Source organism: Flavobacterium lipolyticum, from assembly GCF_020905335.1.
Classification (GTDB): domain Bacteria; phylum Bacteroidota; class Bacteroidia; order Flavobacteriales; family Flavobacteriaceae; genus Flavobacterium; species Flavobacterium lipolyticum.
In genome coordinates this window covers 219007-245810 of sequence record NZ_JAJJMN010000003.1, presented here as the reverse complement: position 1 = coordinate 245810, position 26804 = coordinate 219007, and the positions used below count along the sequence as shown (strand labels likewise).

Genomic DNA, 26804 nt, shown 5'->3' with positions numbered 1-26804 from the left:
AAAACACGGATTTATGGTCTTTCTTAATTCGTTTACTAGTAGAAAAAAAACAATGCTGCATTACCCACTTAAACAAACCTTCCTGTAGAGGTTTTTATTACAGGGGCGGAAACTGAAAAGCCTTATGAGTAAGACAAATACCTTAGAAATGCCAGAAAGTCTGGTGGTCTGAGGTTAGTTGTTACAGGTAGTGATAAATTCTTGTAGCAATGATTACAACCCCAAAAACAAAAAAACAATGAGCACTATTATTGATAATAACCAATTCGAGCAACATGATTATGTTATACGTGAAACACGTGGTGTTACTAATGACGGTACATGGATACACACAGAAGGAACTGATTACATCTTTTATTATAAACTAGACATATGGACTGAGGAGCAAAACCGAATAATGGGAAATGCCTTCTTAAGAGCCTTGCAAGTTCCAAACAAAATAAAAGATGCTGTAAAAGCAACTTCAGGGCAAACAGTGGTGGATGGTCTTTATACACTAAATCAAGATGCCATGGTAAGAGCTTTGAATTCTATAAGAGGAATGTCACAAACTAATGTAGTACAAAGAGCATTAATTGGTAATGGTACTATACAGGAGGCAAATGAACAGCTCTTCAACGATATCCTATCAGGCGTGGGTGGTTCAGTAAACCCAATGCGCGACTATCTTAATAGATCGATGGCGGCAACTCAGGCTGCGGCTGCGGGTGACACAACAGCTGAGAACTTTGGTACCACTATCACTCTTCTATCCTTAGTACCTGGTCTGAATATACCTACAACATCTGTTGTATATGCAGTTTCAAAAGCTTCTTCTGCTGCTGTACTGATCAAGCATAAATGCTCTAGTGATTCAACCAAATTTTCTTATAATGTAGACTATACAAAAGTTGGTTATTCTTATGTAGACCCTACTTAGTCAACAACAAAACTTTTTCGAAATTCATACTTTTCGTAAAGGAAATTTAATTTGTGTCAGTTTATGCACTCCTTTGAAAGGAATACTAAATCTATTCAACAAAGAAGAGTGCATAAAATGGCCAAATTTGTTTTTTCTGCAATAGAAAAAACAGTTTTCGAACAAGTTCTTCAATTGCAATAAAGACCTTTTATACACAACAAAAAACACGGACCCATGAACAAATCTATACCATATTGCATTACGCCCACCCCTGATGGAGCGTGGCTGCACACCTGTAATGAAAATTTATTGCTGGCATCGCTGCCAAAGGATACCGATAACAAAACAGAAACAATCCTTTTGGAAGCATTTAAGAATTCGCTCGCATTATTCGTTGATATAAGAGCCGCCCTAAAAAAAACATGCCATACAACACCTTTTGTTGGAGGATTGTATCTGGTAGACGGCACCGAAATGCAGAACGCTATGATAACTATAAATGGAATGGGGGAAACATCGGCATACTCCAGCACAAAATCGTATAGCGGTACACCCTCTGCCGTGAATTTACAATTCTTTGAAGATGTACTAGGGATTTCGAATGATAAACTAAAATACCTGGAATCAAATCTATTGCGATATATTAAAATTATACAAGAAGATGCAAAACGGGCGACAGCAGAAACGATTGGCATTTTAACTTGTGTTGTAGGCTATGTTGAACTAACAGGAACAACCGTAACCACATTTACCTATGTTACCGTCACCACAACGACCAAAGATCAATTTGACAAAATAGACTGTGAGTGTAATGATTTAGACAAGTTTAACTATGAATTCAACATAATAAAATTTAATTATTCGCCGGTCAATTATGCCGCAAACAGAGTAACTGCCAACGAAAACAACTAATTGATTCTATTTCATCGCTGTTAGAAGCGTAGTAGCGTTTTTTACTATGCTAACCAGCAGAAATATCATTTTTTTATTGAGATAAAACCATGAGTCATGTACACAAACACTCCTGCTGTGTAAAGTCTCATGGCTTTTACTTTCTATTGGAATTACTACTTTTTTTCTTTATCTGTTTCGGCAAGCTTCTGAATTCAACTTTCTTAAGTTTTTATGAAGTATGCTCCGGGTCACTATTTTTTTCTGCTCATAATTTCTGGCACATCTTTGCAATTCCGTCAGCAGAATCATAAAACTACTATACAAGACATCCAATTCTTCCATATTTTGACAGATCTTGATATTATCCTCTTCCAGTTTCATTACAGAATTGCTATAACTGTTTTTATATTTATTAAAAACCTCTTCCATTCTCCGATGTTCTCTTTTATCGATACCCTGCATAATGAAGTAAAATCGTATTTGAATTAGTGAATTGTCATTAAGAAATCAGCGTCTGCTTCATTTGCAGATAAAGGAGATGTCTTCGCTGTTGCCAAAATATTTTTAGCCGTATTTCCGTTAATAGAATTTAAAGCTTTGGCTAGTAAAACCTCAGAACTGTTTCCTAAAGGAAAAACTTCCGGTTGCTGAATTTCATCTAAAGAAATAAGCGGATCAATTCCTTTTGAATAATTACCTTCATTCCTGGAATTAAACAATTTATATATGGCCGGATACAAAGTCCAGCCTTTTTTAGTTGATATTCTATCGTCTATAATTGGAAAACCGGCTACATCTTTACCAAAGGTCTTGTTTCCAATGGTTATGACTTCCATATAAGGTTTTAGATTATTTATAATAAGCTCTGCGGCGGATGCAGTGTGCCGACCACATAAAATATAAACTCTGTTTATGGACGGATGAACATTGCGAAGAGCATCAAAACTTAATTTTGATTCATTGCTTTCTAAAGCCTGTTTAAAGGATTGGTCTACATTTCCGCCATTCGTATTTCCTTCAAATTTTATAAAAAGAGTATTGGATTGAATATTAGGAGCCAGAATTATACTTAAAGCTGTTGCAGCTGCGATATCCCCTCCTCCATTATACCGCAGATCTACAACAAGTTCTGTAATTGATTTATTTTTAAGTTCCTGAAAAGTCTGAAGATACGACTGCGCCTGTCCTGCATCAAAATGAGAAATTTCGACGTAACCAATTTTTTTGCTTTTACCTTCAATAACAATAGAATTGATGGGCTGCGAAAAGCTATAGCCCTGCAGTATCGAAATTTCCTTTACATTAGAAAATCCTGCTTGTACTGTATAAGAAACGGTCTGCAGATTCAACTGTGTTGATGCGGTCATTTTAGCATATAATGCCCCATAATTGTTTTGGCTCAGCATTGTTCCTTCTATTTTTGTGATCAGCTGACCTCTTTTTAAACCATTTCTTTTGGCAGGAGAATCTTCTAATACATACAGAATTACGCCATAAAATTTCGATTCAAATTCAAAAAAAGAAACTTCGAATCCAAATTTGCGTCTGAGACTTTGCTGTGCCGTTTCCGGCTGTTCAGGATGCACAGCATACGAATATCGATCGTCTTTTTGCAGTAATCCTGCAAAGTACTCTTTGGGAGAAAGATCTAAACGGCCTTTTTCCGGCATTGTGGTGTTCCAGCGATAATATTTCTTCATCTGCTGGTACATCCACTCATTAACATACTCATTTGTACCTGCTTCGTAAACCGGAGCTGGAGCATCATTATCTGAACAAGAGAATAGAAAAACAGATAAAAAAAGAAATAACGATAAAACAGAAATAGTTGAATATTTCATCTATTGATTGTAATTGTTAATAATGATTTTATATTCCCGTAAATGAAGATTTATTATTATTTAAAAATGAAATAATCGGTTAGGCTTAAGGTCCCTTCTACACCTGAGAAATTACCATTTGAATCTAGTTTTTCTTCCAGTACAATTAGTTTTGATTTATTAACAGACATGGTCATAATAACTGTTACTTTTTGTCCCGGGATATACGATTCTGTTGTACCGTGTTTTACCAGTTCCATTAAAATGGTTGGAGGCGAACTGAATGGAAATTCAATAAAAGAACTAAACTTTTCTTTATTTATATTTTCAACCGTACCTAAAACCTGCCCGTTGATTTTGCGTATAATTCCGTCAAGATTACCTGTGTAACTATTTTTAGAATACAAGTTTTGATTGGGGAAAATAAATTTAGAACCACTGTTAGCCGTTTTACTTAAAACACCCGGTTTTATGCGCGAAACATTATCAATCCAAAAGTTATCTTTTGCAAAAAAGGAAATCGTATCCTTAACCTTTTGTGCATTAAACTGATAAGTGTGTAATACTGCCTTAGTGTTTTTGTTTAGTATAGAAATAGTCTTTTCCTGACTGCCGTAAAATACAAAGTCATACTCTTTTTCTATTTTTTTGACAAAGGCCGTTTTTTTGTCTTTACTAATTTCAATAATTTTATCGTTAACCCTTACCTGTAGTGAATCATTTAAAGCACTGTAACCGTTAATGGTTACTCTTCCCGGCTGATTGGTTTCATTGCTGTAAAAAGGCAGCTTTTCATCAGTAGAACAAGATGTTACAAGAGTAATTAAAATTAAAGAAACGAATAACTTTGGCAATAAATTCATCATGTTTGTTTTTTGTTTGCATAATTTGATTTGAAAATCAGATTACTTTTTAATAAATTTTATTTTTTTGGAAGCTCCATTATTGTTTGCAGAAAGGAAATAAATGCCCTGCATTAAATCACTAACAGATAAACCTTCAGGCTTATAAGAAGACTCTTTAATTAAAACGCCGCTCGTATTGTAAATTTTTAAAACTGTTTCTTCATTTTTATACTCTTCTGCTATTTCTAACTCCAAATAATCCTGAACAGGATTTTGTTTTAAGTAACATAAGGATGATTTTAATGTATTATCAGCTGTGCCTAATAAAGCTTCTGCCATTACTGAAATTTTATCTATTTCGTAACCAATAAACGGGCCTGAAAGATTATTTCCTAATGCCAGATATACTTCGGCTTTGCCGGCAAACTGCGAAATATCTACCGTATAATTTTTAAATTCTGCCTCTTCAACCGTATTTCTTTCCAGGGTAATGGTATGTAAAAGTTTAAAAGAGGCGGGATCTGCAGAGGTAGAACCATAGATCGCAATATTCTGATTACTGTCGTAAATACTTGGCTGCGCTTTTATGGTCAAACTAATTTTTCCGGAGTAAAAAGAAATATTCAAAACCGGACTGATGGCCAGATTGTTTTCTAATCCTTCAAGAGGTCCGCCTGTTTTAAAATCAATATTGTAGGTTCCCAAAACATCAATAGCTCCATCAATTACACTTCCGGTACTTGCATCCAACTGAATGTTTTTTCTGGCCATCCAGTTACTTCCATTTCCATCTCTGTCCAGTAAATCCCAGTCTGAAACATTAGAATCATCAAAATCATCTTCCCAGATTGTATATTGAGCAGATGATATCGTTGTAATCATTATAAAAGCAAAAAAAAGTAGTGTTTTTTTCATGTTTTTTATTTTAAATATGGGCAGATTTCTCTGCCCATACAGTATTTAATTAGTAAGCTGTTTTTTTTCTAATTAGAAATTAGAAAACTTTGTCCAGGTATTCGTCCAGTTAGATTCTGTTTTAAAGGCTCCTGTTGTTCCTGTGAAATTAAGAGCGCCATTATTAAAGAAAGGCTGGTTTAAGCTCCATTTTGTAGCCGGGTCAACAGTAGAAGTAGTTGTACCAAAACCTGTTAAAGTTGTTCCTGCCGGAAGAGCAACATTATCAAATCCGTGGATTGAAACTCTTAAATAAGAAGATCCTGATGGAAGTGAAGGTGAATCCCATCTAATTCCTGTGTTGTACCCTGTTACAGTTACATCTGTAAGGCTGATGTTACCAGCTCTGCGTACGTGAATGGCATTTTCGTACAAATCAGCAACTGTAGAAGAGCTTACACCAATAATAGATAATTGAGAAATAACCGGACGTGTGATAATGCTAGTAAGTGTTCCGGTAGCGTTGTTATCTAATTCAATACCGTTAGAATCAGGATTTCCTCCGCTTAAACTGTGAGTTGAATTACTGTCTGCAAGTGCGATAGCTTTTGTGATGCTTCCTGTGTAACCAAAATCGAAATCGAAGTTGTCATCATCCGCAGCAAAAGAAACTAAATGAGTAGCGTTTACTTTACCTCCAAAAAATTCAAATGAATCATCTTTACCATAAGATACCTGAATGTGGTTAACAGTAGTTCCGTTTCCAACACCAGCCAATGTTAAACCGTTAATTTCAACGTCTGTATCTAAAATACGTCCTGCAAATTCGATACGTACATAGCTTAAGATTCCCGCATTGTGATTGTTGTTTGAACCTCCATAATAAAATTCAGTAAAATTAGACTGATCGTCTAATCCTTCAACAATGTTCGTTACAGAACCTGTATTAACCTCTGCATCTCCTAAAATAACAACTCCTCCAAAATCTCCCGGAAGAGCTGAAGTATTAGTATTGTCATCTAATAAGTTATAACTTGTAAAAACAATTGGAGATTCTGCAGTTCCCTGTGCATCAATTTGTCCTGTTTTAGTAATTACCAAAACTCCTGTAGCAACTCCTGGTGCCAAAGGTTTTGCTTTAATAAAAGTTCCTGCCTGAATAGTTAATTTTGCGCCATTTTTTACTGTAATAACACCATCGATTTCCCAAACTCTGTCGTTTGTCCATGTTGTATTAGAGGTAATAGCACCGCTTACTGTTTGTACTGTAGGTGGATGAGCATAATCAGCACCTGAAGCTTTCATTGAAAAAGAAGAATCTGCAGTAGAATCATCATTTTGGCAAGAGCCCAAAAGTAGAGCTACCATTGCAAATAGAAAAAAATTTTTCATAATAATTTAATTATTGCTATATTTGCTGCTATTCAAACTAGGCCTTTGGAGAGAGCAGCAAAATATCTTTCCTTAGGTCTTTCTCGTTTTTGGCAAAGATCTTTTTGATAAACTTTTTCCGCTTTACCATCGGAGGTTTATACCTAAACTCCATCTTTCATTCTTAGGGTTTCCAACGCAATGAAAGGATTGCTTTCCATTCTTCCTGATCTTTTGATGCAATCACTGCAGGTCTTTTTATAACGCTGTAAGTTTTTAAAAGACCATACAGGAACTGCAAAAAAAAAAAACAATAGACCTTGATTAATACTAATGAAGAATTAAAAAAATTAATCTTATTACAACTATATTAGACTTCACAAGAACAAAATATCACCACTTTTTTTATTGTTAACGGTTTCTTAATGTCCAGGATCTTTCTGACTTAAACCGCTCTTTTTCTCAGACCAATAAAAGTCTCTCTCCCACTGTTTATTTCGTCTGAAGTAATCCTTTACTCCTTCCAATAAAGCTTCTTAGTGAATTTTGTATTTAGAAGGAATAACTTAAGGAAACACTTATCGTTCTGCCACTTTTAGCTTTAAATAATACTTTGTCAATATCTTCGTCGTATTTATTTGTGGCGTTTGCTCCTAAGCTGTATCGGTCTCGTGGATTTGACCCCACCGGCACATTTTCAATATGTGAATAACTGTTTGAATTATCGTAGGTTTTAATTGCTGCATCAAACAAGTTTTTCATACTGCATTTGAATTCGAGATTTTTTTCTTTAAAAAACTTATAACTAATCTGCGCATCCGTAATAGAATAAGGCATCCTGATTTCTTCAGACTGATAATCAAATCCTACCAATATGTACTGATCTCCTATAGCATTATGTCTCACACTAAATCCTAAACGATCTCCCACGTAGTCTAATCCTAAATTATAAGTATAGGGCGACTGTCCGTAAAGCGGTCTGTTTGCTTCATACAGTCCTCCAGTCCCGTCAATGGCGACATAAGAGGTTACTTTAGTTCTGTTAATAGAAGCATTCCCGGAGATAAAAATATCTTTAAGGGCTTCTCCTTCCCCTAAAAAAGAAAGACTTTTATACAACTCTACTTCTACTCCCCAAAGTTTAGCATTGGCTGAATTAAGGTTGTAAATGTTTCTGATTCTTGATGGATTCAAACTTCCCACTGCTTCCATAGGATCATCTATATTTTTATGATATACACCAAAAGATAAAATTTCACCTCCGGATGGAAACCATTCTAACTTCAAATCATAATTGTTGGAAACACTGGAAATCATTCCGCCTGAATAATTGTAAATTTTGGCAGACTGAATAGGATCGTAATAAGGAATACTCAAACGTTCTGCAAATTGAGGGCGTAAAACTGATTTATTATACCCCAATCTGATATTCATTTTATTGGTAGGACTTACGACCAAACTTGCTGATGGTAAAAACTGCCACAACTTATCGTCTTTTTGATCTTTTCCAAAATCTCCGGCTGCTTCAGACTGGCTTTCAATTTCGGTATACAAATAGCTTTCTGCCCTTACTCCCCACACTAATCTTACGTAACGTCCAATTTTATCATCGAGCATTAAAAAGGGGGAATGTACTTTTACATCACCTACGTATCTGTTACCGTATACTCCATAATCCTGCCATCCAAAACCTCCATAATAGTATCTGGAACCGTCTAAAAATTTTGAAAGAGGTTCGTAAATCTCCGCTTTATCTGCACCTGTACCCATTACGACTACCTTTGCCGATTCCTGCTGGTTGGTAGCTTTTTTATAGGTCCCAAAATAACCCGCTTTTATATCATTGGTGTAGGTATCGCTAAAATCAAAAGAGTACTTAAAATTTATGGCGAAATTGTAATCTGTTTCATCATTTGTAAAATTACTTCTGCTGAAAGGAAATCTTGTTTCTGAATTATATACATAGTGATAAAGCAAAGTGTCATCACCCACTTTTTTTCTGTAGGTATCCAAAAAAGTAGCGTCTTTAGTATCTTTTGAAACGGTGTTATAAGCTCCAAACCAATTGACATCCAGCTTGCCAAACTTATGACTTCCTTCTATTTTGCTTTGCAGTAAGGTCTGATAAACCGGATAATCTGTTTCTGAAGTCGAAGGAAGTATCGATCCATTCATAATTTCAGATAAGGCATCACTGTCACTCCATCCTGTTACCTGAGTAAGCTGATTGTTGTAAATGTGCATCACTGTATTACGTGCCGTTATTTTATGATTGCCAAACTGAATTCCCGCATTAAACATTCCTGCCAAAGTAGAATTAAATGTATAATTGGCTCCTGAATTTCTAAATCCGTATTTGGTAAATGTTGAATACAATGCTTTATCCGTCTCTGGAACAAAAAGTGAATTATCGGCATTACTTGCTCTTTGCGTATGCTCAATATCCAGTTTCTCCTGAGTATTTTTAAAAAATAGCGATCCTACAAAACCCCACTTGTTATTATCTTTTAATTTATACGCTCTTCCCATTGCATATTGAAGTGTTGTTCCCGGAGCAGCATAAGTTTTATAAGTCGTAAAATTGTCTGCTGTAAACCTCTTAGACTGCTCTATAAAAAGCCCGGAATCAGCTTCGTTTGTTGGTATTGGTAAGGATGTCAAATTCGTTGGATAATCCCTTCTCCCATCATCAAAACCTAAGTAATCGTAATCTCCTTCCTGCTTCGTAAGCCTTTCTTTAAAAGTACTTCTGCTGTTGTATGAAGTGCTTATCGAGAAACTATTAAAGTTTTCTTTAGGAATATCTTTTGTTTTAATTTCTACATAACCACCCGCAAAGTTGGCGTACATGTCCGGAGTTGCTGATTTGCTGACTACAATACTTTCCACCATTGAGGTTGGAATAATATCAAAAGAAAAGTTTTGCTGATAGGCATCGGTGCTGGGAAGTGTAATTCCGTCCATAACGGCCTGATTCCATCGTTCTCCCATAGAACGAACTACAACATATTTGTTATCAATGGTCGTTACTCCTGTAATCCGTTTTAGTGAACTTGCCACATCTCTGTCCGGTGTTCTTGCAATTTGTTCTGCTGAGATACCATCGGAGAACTGTGCTGCTTTTTTTTGCTGTAACAATAATCCCTGAATTGAAGCTGTCGCCTGTTTGTAATTTTGCACAATTACAACTTCTTTGAGTGATTGAGCGGCTTCTTTTAAGGAAACAACCAAAGGTGTTTCTCCTCCTTCCGTTACTTTTACACCTGTAATTTTCTGTGTTTGAAAGGAGATAGCGCTGATTTCAATCGTATATTCTCCAGGTTCTAATTCTAAAATATAATTACCATCAATATCAGACTGTACTCCGTAATTTAACTCCACTACTTTTATGTTAACTCCCGGAAGTGAAAGTCCATTGGTATCTACAACTTTACCTGTAATTTTTCCTTTCTTTTTTTTTTTGTCCGCATCCTTACTATTTACAGCTATATTATTTTCGTTTCTTCTAAAATTTAAATTGGTCATTTTTTGTAAATCACTTAAAATTTCATCAATAGAAACGTTGTCTTTTTTTAGTGTTATAAGAGGCAGACTAAGATCTAAATCCTTTTGATAGATAAATTGGTAAGGTGTGCGTGATTTTAAATTCTCGATAATTTTTTGAGGCGAAGAATTTTTAAAATCAACTGATACAGTTCCGGTTTGCGCATAAATAGTATTTGTTCCGAGAAAAACTCCAAAAAATAAAATCCATAAGACAAAAGAAAACTGCCTGGAAAAATCATTGTTCATAATTGATAATTATTAGTTTATTAGAATTTGTTTTTGAATATGATGTACGTGTTAAATCTTTTAAGTTTGGGCATAAAAATCCCCGGCTGCTTATAAACCTTATTTTTCAAAAGTTATAGGCTGCAAAAAATCGCATTAAAATGGTGTATATTTTTTTACCTGCTGATCAAGTAGGTATTATTACCGGTAGACCTGATTTTTATTTCTAAGGCAAATGCAACAGTCTGCAACATTTCGTAAATCCCCTGCCTGCTGTCGAGCGTACCCTGAATAGTGAGGTTTTTTAAATCCTCTTCTAAATAATTTACCTTAAAATCATTTTCTTCTTTTAATTTACTTAAAACCTGCTCCAGAGTCAATCCGTCAACATACAGTAATGCTTTTTTCCATTCAGGTTCCAGAATGTCGGTCTTTTCTTTTTTTACGGTAGAAGATACCGTAGTATAAACTGCTTTATCTCCTCTGAGCAACAATACGGTATTCGTTTCACCTTCAACTTTTACTTTCCCGGTTCTGACATTTACCTCAGGCTGTTTTTCATTATAGGCTTTAATGTTGAATGAAGTTCCTAAAACGGTTGTTTTTATAACTCCTGAAGTAATTACAAATGGTCTTGAAGGATCCCGTTTTACCTCAAAAAAAGCTTCTCCTTTTAAGCTCACATTTCTTTCGTTATCTGAAAAATGTTCCGGGTATTCCAGTTGAGAGTTTTCATTCAGCCATACTCTTGTTCCGTCAGGCAAACTTATCAGTCGAATATCGTTTTTAAATGTAATTGTTGAAGTAATTTCAATATCCGCTTTTTTAGGTAAGTTCAAAAATTGATAGCTTCCAATTGAAATTACAAATACAGCACAGGCCACAGCCATCCAGTTATAAAGTTTTTTATATTTATCAATCGTAACCCTGCGTATATTGTTCCACATTCTTGCCTCAATATTGTCAGGAAGTATACCACGGTTGGGGATCACATTCCATTCTTCTTTCATTCTTTTGGATTTCATTCGAGTTAACATTTAATATTTGAAATTTACGTACAGCTATCAATTCAACTACATTAGATTCTCACTTCGGCAAATATCACGGAGCAGTATTACTATTAACGTTTTCTTAATCTGAATAAAGATTTAACAACAAGAGTTTAGAACAAAATCAATCCGCAAATACCTTAAAAAGGTTTACATAACCCACTGGGTGCAAATTATTTTTAGACACATAGAAGCATCTATTTAACGCTTTCAGAAAAGGCATTTCAATTATTGTAAATACACAAAAGATTACTGTGTGTAAGAAATATGTTTTTTAATATTCTTTTATTGGCGTATCCCGATGCATCGGGACTATAGGGTAAGTATTTTTTTTATCAATTACACTCAACGGGTTTTAAACATTTTGAATGTATCTACAATACTAATTCTGTCTGATATACAAAGAATAAAGCAAACCAGTAGAGTTCATGATTATGGACCGAGTTTTTCTTAAGAAATTGTAAGGTTTTAGAAATTTGGTTGGCAACAGCCCCCGGAGACATATCCATTTCTTCAGCTATCTCCTTGTAACTGCGGTCTTCAAACTTGTGCAGGCTGAATATTTTTCTTCTTTTAGCAGGAATTTTATCCAATAGATATTCAATTCTTTCCATCTGTAAACTCACTTCTTCTTCAGACTGTGTTTTACTATCCAATTCCCGAATCAGCGCATCATCTTCAACAGAAAATATTCGGTTTTGTTTCTTATACCATCTGGAGATTTCCTGCTTAGAGCTCTTAAACAGAACAGCTTCAAGACTTACCTGGGGATCTAATTTGGTACGATATTTCCAAAGATGAATAAAAACATTTTGTGTTACATCTTCTGAATCTGCTAATTGTGAGGTGTATTTTTTAACAAAACAAAATACTTTAAAATGGTATAAATCATATATTTCTTTAAAGCATGAATCATCACCAGCACGTAACCTTATAATTAAATTAGAACTCATAATAAAAATTTCAACTGTTAAAGAAGACCCTTACAAATGTATGATAAACCTCAATTGTTAATTTTTGAATTTTGTCATTTAATAATTTGTTAATATTGTGACATTCGCAATATTGGGTTGTCTACCTAAGGTTATATACAAATCTGCATTTGATTATTTCGAAATGAAATACTTATGAAATTATAAAATCAAAATACTTTGCTTTTAGTTGAATACTTAGGTTTTGGGTGATAATTCAATAAAGATAGTTTTTGCCTAATTATGGACCTGAGGGTGTACTATTGGTCCAACTTTGTCTGCAATTGAAGAAGATTATGCAGTCTCTTTAATTTTAGCCATTATCAAAGCCGCAAAGTTATCCTTTGCGGCGTAATGATACACTTGATCGATCTCTTTTTAAATTTCAAGGCAAGGTTTGTGCTATTCCCGGCTAGCAGACCATTGAAAGGTCACTTTGTAGGAGTAGGGTTTAGCAGTCATGATCTCTATCTTGTCTAGTTGAGGCTAAGCATGATACAACACTACCTCATGGCACTTATTATCTTAATTCTTAGATTAATAATAATTTTTATCTCACAACAGATTTAGTTTTCTTTGGAAAATCAAAAAAAGTACTGGTAAGTATGGGCACAAAAAATATGGCAACGGTAAGCGCCGAGATCCCAATATCTGCAGCATGGCTGCCTAAGAATTTACTGAATGCTGTTTCAGGATAAAAATGTTCATATAAAGATAAGGCCAGCTTGATCCCTAAAACGGCAATTACTACAAAAGCTGCGGTTTCTAAAAACTTATATTTTTCTAAAAGATTCACAAATCTCTGTGCTATAAAACGCATCGCCAGTATCCCTATAAATACTCCAATACATACCAATATGATATTTGGTGTAAAGGCTACCGCTGCAAATACATTATCTATTGAAAAAGCCATATCCATAAGCTCCACAAGGCAAACTGTAGCCCAAAAATGACCTATCGTATTCACTGTAAGACGATACAACCAGTTCCCCTCCTTATTTACTTTTTCATCTTCACTGCCTTCTTTCTGCTTGTCTTTGTACCAAGAATATACGAGATAGAGCAAATAAAGTCCGCCAATAGGTTTAAGCCACCAAATAGCAATAAGTGCCGAAGCAAATACCATTGCAATACCCCTAAAAATATAAGCGCCCCAAATACCGTATTTAAGCGCACGCTCACGTTGGTTTTCCGGCAAATCCATTACCATCGTAGCCAGTACGGCTGCATTATCTACAGAGAGTAGACTCTCAATGAGAATAAGGTTTCCAATAATTGCCAGTGATGTACCTGGATGCGCAATAATATCTTGCCAAAGGCTATTAAAAGTAGTAATCAAATCAGTCATATGGTATTGTTTTAAAGTATGGTGCCTTAATGGCTTGTTTATTTTGTTATGGAAAGGTCTATTTCTGGATTGGGTTCAAAGTCATTTTCATATTTCGAAAGGAGTATAACAGCCGCTCCATTGCCTATAAAATTAGTTATCGTTCGGGCTTCGTTCATAAACTTATCAATACTGAAAAGCAGTGCCAAGCCTTCTAACGGAAATTTATTAAGTGTTGTAAACGTTATGGTTAGTGCTACAAAACCAGATCCCGGTATTCCCGATGCTACTTTTGAGGTCACCATGATAACCAACCCTATAGTGATGATATCGCGAAACGTAAGCGGAATGTTAAACAACTGCGCAACAAACAACGTACATATAGGCAAAAATATAGATGCGCCTGCAAGGTTAAAAGAATAACCAAGTGGTATTGAAAGACCTACGACAGCCTTACCACACCCCGCCTGTTCCAGCTTTGCAACAATCAAAGGAAACACTGTTCTGGATGATGATGTACTAAAAACAATAAGCAGTTCTTCTTTAATATAGTTCAGAAACTTCCAAAGGCTGATGTTGTAATAACGCAGCAAAAGCCCCAATACTATAAATACAAAAGATGCCATTGTGATGTAAGTCGTAGCCAGCAGTTTTCCCAAAGGCAAAAGACTATGTATACCAAATCGCGATACTGCATAAGCCATTCCGCCAAAAGCTGCAACCGGTATAAGTAAAAACAAATACAGGAGTACCCTATACAAAAAGGTCATAATTTTCTGCAAGATCCCTACATACTTTGCTCTGCCTGGGGAAAGACTAAGCAAAACACCTGTTACAACAGCCAACAGCAGCAATACCAAGGGGCGGTTAAGCACTATAAAATTAAACCAGCCGCTATCCAGTGATTCGGTAGCTGTAAAATGTTTGGGCAGAGTTACGTCTATAAGTCTTTTTTCGATCTTGCCGGGCTCTATAAACAACGCTGCCATTATCCCCATGATCATGGCAATAGTCGTTATTATTTCAAAATAAACGAACGCCTTAAGCCCTACGCGACCCACTTTTTTAAGATTGCCAATACTGCTTACCCCTATAATAATGGTTAAAAATATTATGGGTTGTATAAGCGGTTCAATAAGATATAAAAATCCACTGCCTAAAAAATCCAATTGAATACCCTTTTCAGGATAATAGTGTCCTACAGCAATTCCTAACAGCAATGCTATAGTAACATAAGCTGCTAAATTTTTCAAATACTTTTGTGGTATTCCGCTGCTCTCCGGATGTTGTGGTGTGGTATTCATCTTTTTAAACCTTACTCATTAAGTTGCTCTACAAAGGTAGTTTTAAAAAGTTATTAACCCGATAAGCAATGCTGCTATGAGCATGGCGAGTGATGAACCCAAAGCCCATTTTATAGTAAATTTTACGTGATCAGAAAACTCAACTCCAGCCAATCCTACTAAAAGATAAGTAGAAGGTACCAGCGGACTTAACAAATGAACTCCCTGACCTATGAGCGATGCCGCTCCTATTTCTAATTTTGTAGCGCCCAAATGTAAGCCCGTTTCGGTAATCAGAGGGAGTATACCAAAATAGTAAGCATCGTTACTCAAAAAGAAAGTCAACGGTGCACTGCTTACCGCTGTTAGCACAGGAAAAGCATTCCCCCAGGTATCCGGTACCACCGAAATCATCGAAGCTGCCATAGCATCCATCATTCCCGTACCGGAAAGTATGCCGGTAAAAATACCTGCTGCAAATATCATCGATGCTACTGAAAGGGCATTACCTGCATGTAATTTTAGTACTTTTTGCTGTTCATCAACTTTTGGATAATTGATGATCAGTGCAATACAAAATGCAATCATAAAGGAAACGGCCAGCGGCAATACATCAAACATCATTGAAGCCAACAGCAGTATGGTAAGCAGCAGATTAAACCATATCAGACCAGGTCTTTTGAGCTCGCGCTCTATTACAGTTTCTTCCTCGTTTATAAGATGCTTGTTCATATCTCCTTCACGGGCAATCCTTCTTTTTTCGCGGAGACCAAGCCAGAATGCTGCAAATATTACCCATAGTACACCACCTGCCATGACTGGTATCATAGGCATAAACAGTTCTGATGCATCCATTTTAAGGGTGGTCATCGCACGTGCCGTAGGCCCACCCCAAGGCAGTATGTTCATTACCCCGCCACCAAGCATGATAATACACGAGAGTACAAGCGGATTCATACCCAGTTTTTTATACAATGGCAACATTGCCGCTACAACGATCATGTAGGTAGTCGCACCATCGCCATCAAGCGACACCAATACCGTTAGGAAAGCTGTTCCTAAAGCTATTTTAACCGGGTCGCCTTTTACAAACTTTAATATCAGGTTTACCAGCGGATCAAATAATCCTGCATCAATCATGATACTGAAAAACAGTATACCAAAAATGAGCATGATGCCGGTGGGAGCAATATTTTTTACACCTTCCATGATTATAGAACCAAGATCGGCTGTAAAGCCACCAAAAATGGCAAAAAGTATAGGGATAAGTATAAGCGCTGTTAACGGAAACAAACGTTTGGTCATGATCAGGTACATAAATACAATGATCATTGAGAATCCTAAAATTGTAAGCATAACTGTATATTTTAAGTTTAATTATTTTCTGTTTTGGCCGACCAGTCAAATGAGTTTCTAAAACCCGCCAACACATAATTACTCGTATCATCGGGACTTACCTGATTGACAAATGAAAGTTCTATGGCTGATTGTTTGCCTAAGTTAATCCCCAATCCGGCAGTAATCCTGTTACTGTCAAATTGGTCCTTCTTTACTACATTCATCCTGATTTCATTTTTCAGAATACCATATAAGAGATTCTTCCCTTCTTCTTTACCCAATGGAATTTTTAACGATAGGAGATAACGCAATCTCACCACAAAATCATCCGGGTTGGTTAAGAAACGTTCTTCGACACGATAACGGTGTAATAATGTGGTGCGGCCAATTTTATTTTTGATCGTTAACTGTTGAAACGGTCTGTTTTCATAACGCAGCTTTTTATCCGTATCGCTGGTATAAGGCTGAAGTACCAAAAACATATACCCCACAGCCGGATAAAGATCATGATCTAACTTTCTTTCCAGATAGGTAGAAACTAAAAAAAGACGTGAATCCATTACTAAATCGTATGCCCGATATTGAGAAAGCGCCGTAAAGCTGTACTTTTCGCTTAATTTTGCGGACATTGTATATTGCAGCCACATGTTAAAATTATCTTGTTGCGCTACTGCTTTCGTAGAAAAAATCATTAAAAAAAACAGGATTGATATATATTTTCTATACATTTTGATAAATCGTTAATTTATTTGTCTGAGGTAAAAGTATACGATTGATTTTTTCAAAAAAGTAATTTTCAACGAACGACTCATTTAATAAACAAACAACGCAAAGTGCCTGTTTTAAAATAATGATATTTGTATTTTTAATGATATAATTTTAAAGGGTGAATAATTTTTAACACAAAAAAGTATGGTTTTACTAATAAACATCATTATCCTCCTTGTGGCTTTCCGATTACTGTTTGAACAAAAGATTATAGGCAGTCTCATGAAGAAACAATGGACAAACCTTATCCGGTTTCAACACGTCCTGTTCTTTGTGATATACACCACCTTTCTGGTAATTTCGACGCTCTATTTTATCGAAATGCCTTTTGCGTTGTATAGAATACTTTTTATTATGGCTGTTAATACGGTATTATATTTTGTTTGTTATGCCTATTTAGTTCCCGCCTATTACCAAACCAACAAGTATCCTGAATACCTGTTATATGCACTGATATTATTTATATCTACAACGTTGCTAAGACTGCTTGTTGAACCTGAATTTTCTCAGGAGGGCGATGCAGTACAAGACCAACCATTGTTTTTGATCAGTGTGTACAGTTCACAAAGCATCGTAATTTTAGTTGCCTCTTTTTTAGGAATATCAAGGCATAAGTTCTTAATCGAATATGACTATCTCGACCTTGAGGTAAAAAAAAATGAGACCGACCTCAACCTCATGAAGTCAAAAATAAACCCCCACTTTTTACTCAACACCCTTAACAACATTTACGCAGGCAGTTACAACCAGCATGGTAATACGACCGAAGCGATACTACAGTTAAGCCAGCTGTTGCAATATGTTATATACGAAACCGATAAAAAAACGATTGCGATACACAAAGAGTTCGAAATGATGAAGGCTCTCGCAGGTTTGTACCAGCTCAAGTACAATAATACCCTGAACATCGTATTTGAACTAAATGATAGTGAAGTACAGGAACAGGTAGAGGTTCCTCCTTCTATCTATTTTACACTTTTTGAAAATGCACTTAAACATTCCGGTATTGGAGCAGATAAGGAAGCCTATATTAAGGTGAACTTTGATAAGGTTGAGGATACCTTCGTATTCAGGATAGAAAATTCTGTGCCGGACAAGATTCAGTTTAATAACCATAATGGATATAACGGAATGGGGCTCGTTGCCCTGAAAAAAATCCTCACCATGAAATATGCAGAAAATTATCAATTGTTTGACGAATTATTAAATAAGACGTACTTTTCTACTCTCAAAATTAAATTATGAAACAATTGCAGGCTGTAGGCGTAGATGATGAATACCTTGCGCTGGAGCTAATAAGAAACTACTGTGCCAATACTGCTGGTGTTAACCTGCTCGCTACCTTTAGCAATCCACAGGAAGCCATCATTTTTTTACAGCAAAATGAAGTTGACTTGCTTATCCTTGACATTAATATGCCCGGCATCAACGGCATAGAGTTACTGCAAAATACACCCAACAAGCCACTCTGCATTTTTATAACCGCTGAAGAACAACATGCAGCCAAAGCATTTGAACTTGATGTGGTAGATTATCTTATAAAACCCATAAGCTTTGAACGTTTTGAAAAAGCCATTACCAAAGCCAAAGAATACCACCATTTTATAAAGTCTAAAGATATTGCTGAGGACTATATTATGTTTAAATCAGATTATATTGTAAACAAAGTCAAGCTGGATGATATTTTTTGGATAGAAGGATTTGGCGAATACCTTAGAATTGTATCCCGTTACAAAAACCATATGGTATTAGAACGCATGGCAAAGTTTGAGGAAATGCACCGTCACCTGGGGTTTATCAGAATACATAAGTCTTATTTGGTTTTAAAAAACCACGTAAAATCATTCAATTCACGCATGGTACAGCTCAAAGATGGCAGAGAGTTGCCAATTGGCCGTACTTATAAAGACAATCTTAAAGAAATTTAATCACTGTTTCAGAATATTATAATTTTCCTATATTAATTACAACATAAGGTTCGAATCCAGCTCTCACTACAATTTCATAAAACAGAAAAAACCTAAAAATCCCCCCCTAAAAGTTTAGCTTCAAAACTTTTTTACAGCGAGATTAATCTTTTTATTTTCAATCAAAAGAGAAAGCTTTCGCTGCTTTACTGTATTTCAAATCAATACCAACAACAACAATTTTCTTCGTTAGTTTTAGAGGTCACCTAACGCAAGTGATCAGATTTTTCATGCAAATAACCGTAATTTTTCCTGCAAAATACCGTAGATTTTTATAAATACTAAAAGGTACATTTAAGTTTTAATTCGCTCTAATTGAAACACTGAGCTCTATTTTAGAAGTAAAATTCTCATCGTACTTATCCAAAAATGAAACAAATACATTAAATAACAGTACGAACGAATTTAGAAAAAATATAAAAACCATAAAAAAAGAAGTATTTTTTTACAAACAAGCTAAAAATAATCCATCATTTAAAGTTTTTGTAAAAAAATCATTATAAAATAAATTTCAATACCTGTAATTTAGAAGAAATTTATTACTTTTATTCCACTATACCACGATAACTACTATAGTACCACAAAGGTCATTATTAAAGTTACACCATTTCCAAATCTCATTTCAATCTTATCAACCTATGAAAAATTCTACTATTATAGGATTAACGCCTTTTGAAAAGCCAGACGTCAACCTAATGTCTCAATTATTTCAGGCCGGAGCATTCCCCGTATTAAGTTTAGGACATGATATCGAAATCGCTCAGGAAGCATTACATCAACTTGACGGGAACAGTATACCTTCCTACGGTATATATCTTACCAGTGACAGGCTAACATCCCTTCAACTGCCCGAGCAGGTAAGCCTTGCGATCCTTCCATTTGGAATCTCAGTAGAAATCTATCCTAACGTATCACGAATTTATCAGGTAACTAGCCTTGAACAAGCCAGAGAAGCCGAACAACTGGGAGCTGTTGGAATTATTGTGAAAGGAAACGAAGCTGCGGGATTAGTTGGTTATGAATCTACATTTGTTCTCTTTCAGCGTGTCATACAAGAAATCAAGACCATACCGGTATGGGTACAAGGAGGAATAGGTCTTCATACCGCTGCTGCTGTAAAAGCACTTGGGGCAAAAGGTATTGTATTAGACAGTCAATTGGCATTATATCCCGAAAGTTCCGTTCCTCAGGAACTTAAAAATCTATGTTCAAAGTTAAATGGAACGGAAACCAAGATCATCGCCCAGCATCGCGTATTGGTTAGGCCCAATTCGCCTGTTTTATCTGAAAATGTTTCTATCGAAGAGTTAGGGCAATACTTTAATGACCTCGATCCTGAGAAAAGTTACATCCCGATGGGGCAAGACATTGCTTTAGCTACAGAGCTGTATGAAAATTTCAAAACGTTAAAAAAATTGATTTTTGGATTTCATGAAGCCCTATACGGTCATCTTAAACAAGCGAAAGCATCTGCAATTATTAACGAAAATAATCCATTAGCCCAACAACTTGGTCTACGCTACCCGATCGCCCAGGGACCGATGACCCGCGTAAGTGATGTTCCGGCATTTGCCAATGCAGTAGCCGAAACAGGAGCTTTACCTTTTATAGCTCTTTCTTTACTCAAAGGAGAACAAGCAAGAGCATTAGTCATCGAAACTCAAAAACTGGCCGGCGATAAAACCTGGGGTGTAGGGATATTAGGTTTTGCGCCACAAGAATTACGAGAAGAACAAACCGCCTATATCCTTGAAGCCAAACCTCCCGTAGTATTGATCGCAGGAGGTCGGCCTGCACAAGCTAAAGTATTTGAAAAAGCCGGTATAACCACGTTTTTACATGTACCTTCCCCAGCGCTATTGGATATTTTCCTAAAAGAAGGTGCCAAAAACTTCGTGTTTGAAGGTCGGGAATGTGGTGGACATGTTGGTCCGCTCTCCAGCACAGTACTTTGGGAAAAACAAATTGAACGTATTTTAAAAGAAGATCAGCCGGAAAATATAAGTGTATTTTTTGCCGGCGGAATCCATGATGCTTTTTCCACAGCCTTTGTATCTATTATGACCGCCACTCTCGCAGCCCGAGGGGTTAAGGTCGGTGTATTAATGGGAACAGCCTATTTGTATACACAAGAAGCAGTGAGTACAGGAGCTATTCAGCAAGAATTTCAGCAGCAAGCAATGAAAGCCAAAGATACCGTCTTGCTGGAAACGGCACCGGGTCATGAAACACGTTGTTTAAATACGACATTCGCTCTACATTTCGACAATGAAAAGAAAAAGTTACTAGCCCTTGGAACGGACAAAAAGCAAATTTGGGAACAGCTTGAAAAACTGAATGTAGGACGTCTCCGAATTGCCGCAAAAGGCATTGACCGCCAAGGTGATGCACTCGTAACGATACCTAAAAACCAACAACTTGATTTAGGCATGTATATGATTGGGCAGGTAGCCACCATGCACAATCAGGTGATTACACTGGAATCACTCCATCATAACGTTGCTATCGAAAATCAAAAATACATTGAACAGGCCGAACTGCCGGAAAAACCTTCATCAGCCGAAAAAGCACTGGACATCGCTATTATAGGGATGGAATGCGTGTTCCCGGGTGCCAAAAATTTAGCAGAATACTGGCGCAATATCATTCTTGGAAAAGACTGTGTTACGGAAGTACCCGAGGAACGATGGAATAAAGACCTCTATTATCAGCCTGATTCTAATGGTTCGGATGTGTCACATTCAAAATGGGGCGGTTTTATTCCAAAAATAGATTTTGACCCGTTAGAATTTGGTATTCCGCCACAATCTCTTGCAGCGATAGAGCCAACGCAGCTTTTAACTTTACTCGTTGCCAAACGTGCAATGGAAGATGCGGGTTATGGTGAAAAACAAATCAACAGAGAAAATATATCGGTTATAATTGGTGCTGAAGGTGGAAACGATCTTGCCAACAGCTACAGTTTCAGAGGTTATTACAAACAGGTTTTTGGAGAGCTTCACGAAGAAGTAGAAAAAGCATTTCCACAAACCACGGAGGATTCATTTCCGGGTATATTGGCCAATGTAATTGCCGGCAGAATCACCAACCGTCTGGATCTTGGAGGACGAAATTTTACCGTTGATGCTGCCTGTGCTTCATCAATAGCGGCTATTGATCTGGCATGTCAGGAATTGATCCTGGGCAAATCGGATATGGTACTTACCGGAGGAGCAGATTTGCATAACGGTATCAACGATTATCTGATGTTTTCCAGCACACATGCCCTCTCCCGCAAAGGGCGCTGCGCAACATTTGACAGTACTGCCGACGGTATTGCGCTAGGCGAAGGGGTCGCTATTTTAGTCTTAAAACGATATGAAGATGCCCTTCGTGATGGTGACCGTATTTATTCGGTTATTAAAGGTGTCGGAGGATCGAGCGACGGTAAAGCTCTTGGTCTTACCGCACCGCGAAAAATCGGTCAGGTACGCGCATTGGAACGTGCCTATGATCAGGCAGGTATCAGTGCCGCTACAGTTGGTTTAGTTGAAGCGCATGGTACCGGAACAGTAGTCGGAGACAAAACGGAGCTTACAGCACTAACCAATCTATTTCTAAAATCCGGGGCTTTACCATCTCAAACCCATCTTGGTTCTGTAAAAACTCAAATTGGGCATACCAAATGTGCTGCCGGTCTGGCCGGACTTATCAAAGCCACTATGTCTGTATACCACGGAGTAAAACCTCCTACCCTTCATCTTCAACAGCCCAATGCCTACTTCGATGCCCACACAAGTCCTTTTGCTTTTCATGCAAAAACAGGATTATGGTCCGAAAAAGAACGTTATGCAGGGATTAGTGCCTTCGGTTTTGGTGGTACCAATTTTCATATGGTAATCGAAAATCATCCACAAAAAGAAGAAGCCGCCATTCTACAATACTGGCCCTCCGAATTATTCGTCTTCCGAGGGGATAATTATGATGCCGCCAAAATTCAATTGGAACAGGTAAAAACTTTATTGGAAATCAATGATAGTTTATCTTTAAAAGATATTGCCTACAGCTTAGCCGTGGGTTCAGAGAAACCGATTCAGCTGAGCATTGTTGCAGATACAGCCGAAGATCTGGTGATGAAAATCGAACTCTTGTTAACAGGCATTGAAAGTAAAGATATTTTTATGGTCAACAAACGAGCCGGTAAAACTGCATTTTTGTTTCCCGGACAAGGCAGCCAAAACATTCATATGGCACGAGATCTGTTCGTACTGTTTCCAGCCCTGCGAAAAATCATATCACAATATCCTGATTTAGAAAAAGTGGTCTTCCCTGCAGCCACATTTGATACCGCATCCTTAAAAAAACAAAAAGAAACCATTAAGGATACACGTCTCGCACAACCTCTTTTAGGTATTGTAGATCTTGCCTTAGCTCAGTTGTTACAGTCATTCGGTATTGTACCTGATATGTTAGCAGGACATAGCTATGGAGAGTTACCGGCTTTATGTTTTGCCGGTGTATTTAACGAACAACAGTTGGTTGAACTCAGCAGCAAACGGGCACAATCTATTCTAGACGCCATTACTGATGGTGATCCCGGAACTATGGTCGCGGTAAACCTGGATGCAGATCGTTTGAAAACAATTCTGGATCAACATCAGGACTGCTATGCTGTCAATTACAATTCACCAACTCAATGCGTTGTTGCCGGAAGTACCGCAGCTATTGACAAATTCATGGAGGCACTTAAAAACGAGCGCATCTCAGCCAAAAAACTGGAAGTTGCCTGTGCTTTTCACAGTCCTTTGGTGAGCAAATCCAAAGATTTGTATGCCACTGTTCTGAAAGAAATTCCTTTTCAGGAAATGCAGATTCCGGTTTGGTCCAACACCACAGCAGCCTTATACCCAAGCGCGGTATCTGACATTAAAGCACAGTTAACCGATCACCTGGTGCAACCCGTGCATTTTGTTGACGAAATCCAGGCCATGTATGCCGATGGAGCAAGGATATTTATTGAAGTAGGTCCCGGAAAAATATTAACAGGACTAACAAAGGCCTGCCTCAATCAAGAGGAACTGATCCTACATGTTGAGGATAACAATCATAACAGTCTCACCCACCTCCTTTGTATGTTGGCACAATACCTTGGAACTGGCCGCACCTTTAACCTAAATAAACTTTTTGAAGACAGACATGCGAATTTAATCCAAATCGATCAACCAGATCTTTATCAAAAGAGCCCAACGATTTGGCGTGTAAATGGACAAGCCGCTCATCCAACCACAGGTACATTACCTGCTCATGGTGCATTACCAATCGTAACTCCCATTCAAATGACAAACTCCAAAATCATCCAGACACCAAATACACAACCTGCCCCAGAACACCTACTACAGGAATATTTAAACAGTATGAAAATGTTGATCCAGGCGCAGCGCGATGTCATGCTTTCCTTCTTAGGACAACAGCAACAGCTAAACCCTATCCCCGTTTATGCCGCGACAGTAGAAAATAAGACCGCTAATCCACTGGCCGCAACCGTAATTACAAACGATAAACCGATAGCTAAAGTAACATTACAGGTACCTTCAAGAGATATCAAATCTTTGTTGTTAACTGTGGTATGCGAAAAAACGGGCTATCCGCAGGAAATGTTAGGAATGGAAATGGATCTGGAAGCTGACCTCAGCATTGATTCTATCAAAAGAGTTGAAATTATCGGCGCGCTCCGCAATGAGCTTGGCATACTCAACAGTGATCATGAAAATGAAGATACAGTGATGGAACAACTGGCGGCAATAAAGACTTTAAACGGACTTGTAAGCTGGCTTACGGAATACACAGGTACTGTTGGTTCAGTTACAACAAAAAATGAATCATCACCTGTAGCACCTGTAGCAGCAGATAAAACCACCGTGACACTTGCAGAACTGCAAACGGCTATTTTAGATATTGTTAGTGAAAAGACCGGTTATCCGAAAGAAATGCTGGGACTGGATCTGGATCTGGAAGCCGATTTAAGTATAGATTCTATTAAACGAATGGAAATCATCAGCGATCTGAAAAATAAAATCGGATTTGGTGATGACAAGGAGCAGGCTGATGATCTTATGGAAAAATTAGCCGCCATAAAAACGTTAAATGGTTTAGCCGCCTGGATAAGTGAAATGAGCACAACTGAACCTGTGCAAAGTTTATTGACACGCCTTCGGTTTGATTTAGTACCCACCCTTATTTCCGAAGCACAAAACACCGAAATCCTTAAAGGAAAACGATTTGCAATAGTTCCGGACAATGGAACACAAACATTGGCCATTAAAACCATATTGGAACAATACGGTGCAATTACCGAGTTGGTTCATAACGAACAAAATCTAACGCTCTTTGATGGATTGATTATTACCGATATATACTCCGCTACTGTGAAGCATAGTATCATCGACCACGTTGGTCTTATTAAGAAGATGGATCTTGAAAAAGCACAATGGATTTATTTGATCACAGATATCCCGGCACATGTTGAAGAATTAAAAGACACCCGTGCACTACGTCATTATCAGGGTTATCCTGGATTATTCAAAAGTTTAGCCCGTGAGTTTGAACAAACTAACTTCAGGCTAATCAGTCTCCATACAGCACAGGAAACAAATCAAATAGCAGAAATTGCCTTACGCGAGATCCTGACAGCAGACCAATCCGTTGAAGTGATTTACAAAAACAATCAACGCCATAAAGTCGACATCATACCTTCACCTTTGTTAACGACTCTTGACGAGGCACATATCCAATTGGATCAAAAATCGGTTGTTTTAGTCCTCGGAGGCGGACAAGGTATTACTGCTGAGCTGGTCAAACACATGTCGGCAGCTTATCCATGTACCTATGTTCTTGTGGGCAGATCAGCAGACCCGAGAGAAGTTATTACCGATTCAAAAGCATTAGAATTAATGGAATCGAAAGAAGAAATCAGAAGCTACTTCATCAAGACCGGTAATTTCAGTGCTCCATCAGAAATTGAAAAAGAGACGCTGCGAATTTTCAAAAACAATCAAATTCTGCGTACCATTCGACACATGGAACAATTGGGAAATAAAGTAGTCTATCAATCCTTAGATGTTTGCGATGAAGAGGGGTTAACTCAGCTTATCCATGATATTTATAAACAATACGGACAATTGGACGGTGTCATTCACGGCGCAGGTCTTTTGGAAGACAAACTTTTCAGGCAGAAAACCACCAGTTCTTTTGAACGTGTCTTTGATACAAAAGTAAAACCCTTACGTGTGCTAGCCGAACAATTGCGTTCAGATTGCCAATTTGTAGTTTTATTTTCAAGCATCGCTTCCGTCTATGGCAACAAAGGACAAACGGATTATGCCGCAGCCAATAGTGTATTGGATGATTATGCCAGGGTCTTAAACAAAAGATTGAAAGGAAAAGTACTTTCGATCAACTGGGGGCCATGGAAAGGTGCAGGAATGGTTTCCTCATCCTTGGAAAATGAGTACGAACGCCGCGGAATTTCGCTGATCCCATTAGAGGAAGGAAAAGAACACTTTCTGAACGAAATCAAATACGGAACAGAAAGTCAGGTATTAATTATGTCCGGTAAAAATTGGTAAT

The 26804-nt window shown here is 37.3% G+C and carries 17 protein-coding genes; 5 read left to right on the top strand and 12 right to left on the bottom strand.

Going from position 1 to position 26804, the window contains the following annotated elements; genetic code table 11:
- The first annotated feature begins 397 nt into the window (after positions 1–397).
- Both LNQ34_RS23160 and LNQ34_RS23155 read left to right on the top strand, forming a co-directional pair.
- Complete coding sequence (locus LNQ34_RS23160) at positions 398–919, top strand: hypothetical protein (RefSeq protein ID WP_230001494.1); 522 nt, start codon at positions 398–400, stop codon at positions 917–919.
- A gap of 216 nt (positions 920–1135) precedes the next feature.
- On the top strand, positions 1136–1813 hold the full coding sequence (locus tag LNQ34_RS23155; protein ID WP_230001493.1) for a hypothetical protein: 678 nt from the start codon (positions 1136–1138) through the stop codon (positions 1811–1813).
- A 168-nt stretch (positions 1814–1981) separates the two neighbouring features.
- Here the strand turns inward: LNQ34_RS23155 and LNQ34_RS23150 are convergent, their stop codons facing one another.
- From LNQ34_RS23150 to LNQ34_RS23095, 12 genes are all read right to left on the bottom strand, one after another.
- Complete coding sequence (locus tag LNQ34_RS23150; protein ID WP_230001492.1) at positions 1982–2224, bottom strand: hypothetical protein; 243 nt, start codon at positions 2222–2224, stop codon at positions 1982–1984.
- Between the two features lie 56 nt (positions 2225–2280).
- A complete protein-coding gene (locus tag LNQ34_RS23145; protein WP_230001491.1) occupies positions 2281–3636 on the bottom strand; it encodes a S41 family peptidase in 1356 nt (451 codons plus the stop codon).
- A 56-nt stretch (positions 3637–3692) separates the two neighbouring features.
- On the bottom strand, positions 3693–4481 hold the full coding sequence (locus tag LNQ34_RS23140; protein WP_230001490.1) for a hypothetical protein: 789 nt from the start codon (positions 4479–4481) through the stop codon (positions 3693–3695).
- A 39-nt stretch (positions 4482–4520) separates the two neighbouring features.
- On the bottom strand, positions 4521–5375 hold the full coding sequence (locus LNQ34_RS23135) for a T9SS type A sorting domain-containing protein (RefSeq protein WP_230001489.1): 855 nt from the start codon (positions 5373–5375) through the stop codon (positions 4521–4523).
- A 72-nt stretch (positions 5376–5447) separates the two neighbouring features.
- Positions 5448–6746 carry a hypothetical protein gene (locus LNQ34_RS23130; protein WP_230001488.1) on the bottom strand — a complete coding sequence of 433 codons (1299 nt, stop codon included), beginning with the start codon at positions 6744–6746 and terminating at the stop codon, positions 5448–5450.
- 531 nt (positions 6747–7277) lie between these two features.
- Positions 7278–10517, bottom strand: coding sequence for a TonB-dependent receptor (locus LNQ34_RS23125; RefSeq protein ID WP_230001487.1), 3240 nt, complete (start codon positions 10515–10517; stop codon positions 7278–7280).
- 155 nt (positions 10518–10672) lie between these two features.
- Positions 10673–11521: a FecR family protein gene (locus LNQ34_RS23120; protein WP_230001486.1), complete on the bottom strand. Its 849-nt coding sequence runs from the start codon at positions 11519–11521 to the stop codon at positions 10673–10675.
- Between the two features lie 398 nt (positions 11522–11919).
- Positions 11920–12498 carry an RNA polymerase sigma factor gene (locus LNQ34_RS23115; protein ID WP_230001485.1) on the bottom strand — a complete coding sequence of 193 codons (579 nt, stop codon included), beginning with the start codon at positions 12496–12498 and terminating at the stop codon, positions 11920–11922.
- A gap of 568 nt (positions 12499–13066) precedes the next feature.
- Positions 13067–13864, bottom strand: a complete 798-nt coding sequence (locus LNQ34_RS23110; RefSeq protein WP_202702283.1) for a TerC family protein — start codon at positions 13862–13864, stop codon at positions 13067–13069.
- A gap of 38 nt (positions 13865–13902) precedes the next feature.
- Complete coding sequence (locus tag LNQ34_RS23105) at positions 13903–15147, bottom strand: cation:dicarboxylate symporter family transporter (RefSeq protein WP_202702282.1); 1245 nt, start codon at positions 15145–15147, stop codon at positions 13903–13905.
- Positions 15148–15189: 42 nt separating this feature from the next.
- The gene (locus LNQ34_RS23100; protein WP_089077040.1) at positions 15190–16482 is read right to left on the bottom strand and encodes a CitMHS family transporter; all 1293 of its coding nucleotides are present in this window, start codon (positions 16480–16482) and stop codon (positions 15190–15192) included.
- A gap of 17 nt (positions 16483–16499) precedes the next feature.
- Complete coding sequence (locus LNQ34_RS23095; RefSeq protein ID WP_202702281.1) at positions 16500–17156, bottom strand: DUF2490 domain-containing protein; 657 nt, start codon at positions 17154–17156, stop codon at positions 16500–16502.
- Positions 17157–17376: 220 nt separating this feature from the next.
- Here LNQ34_RS23095 and LNQ34_RS23090 point away from each other — a divergent pair, with 220 nt between their 5' ends.
- From LNQ34_RS23090 to LNQ34_RS23080, 3 genes are all read left to right on the top strand, one after another.
- The gene (locus LNQ34_RS23090; protein WP_230001484.1) at positions 17377–18477 is read left to right on the top strand and encodes a sensor histidine kinase; all 1101 of its coding nucleotides are present in this window, start codon (positions 17377–17379) and stop codon (positions 18475–18477) included.
- Complete coding sequence (locus tag LNQ34_RS23085; protein WP_230001483.1) at positions 18474–19160, top strand: LytR/AlgR family response regulator transcription factor; 687 nt, start codon at positions 18474–18476, stop codon at positions 19158–19160. The genes LNQ34_RS23090 and LNQ34_RS23085 overlap by 4 nt, the downstream gene beginning before the upstream one ends.
- Before the next feature lie 677 nt (positions 19161–19837).
- Positions 19838–26803, top strand: coding sequence for a type I polyketide synthase (locus LNQ34_RS23080; protein ID WP_230001482.1), 6966 nt, complete (start codon positions 19838–19840; stop codon positions 26801–26803).
- The last annotated feature ends 1 nt before the right edge of the window (position 26804 follow it).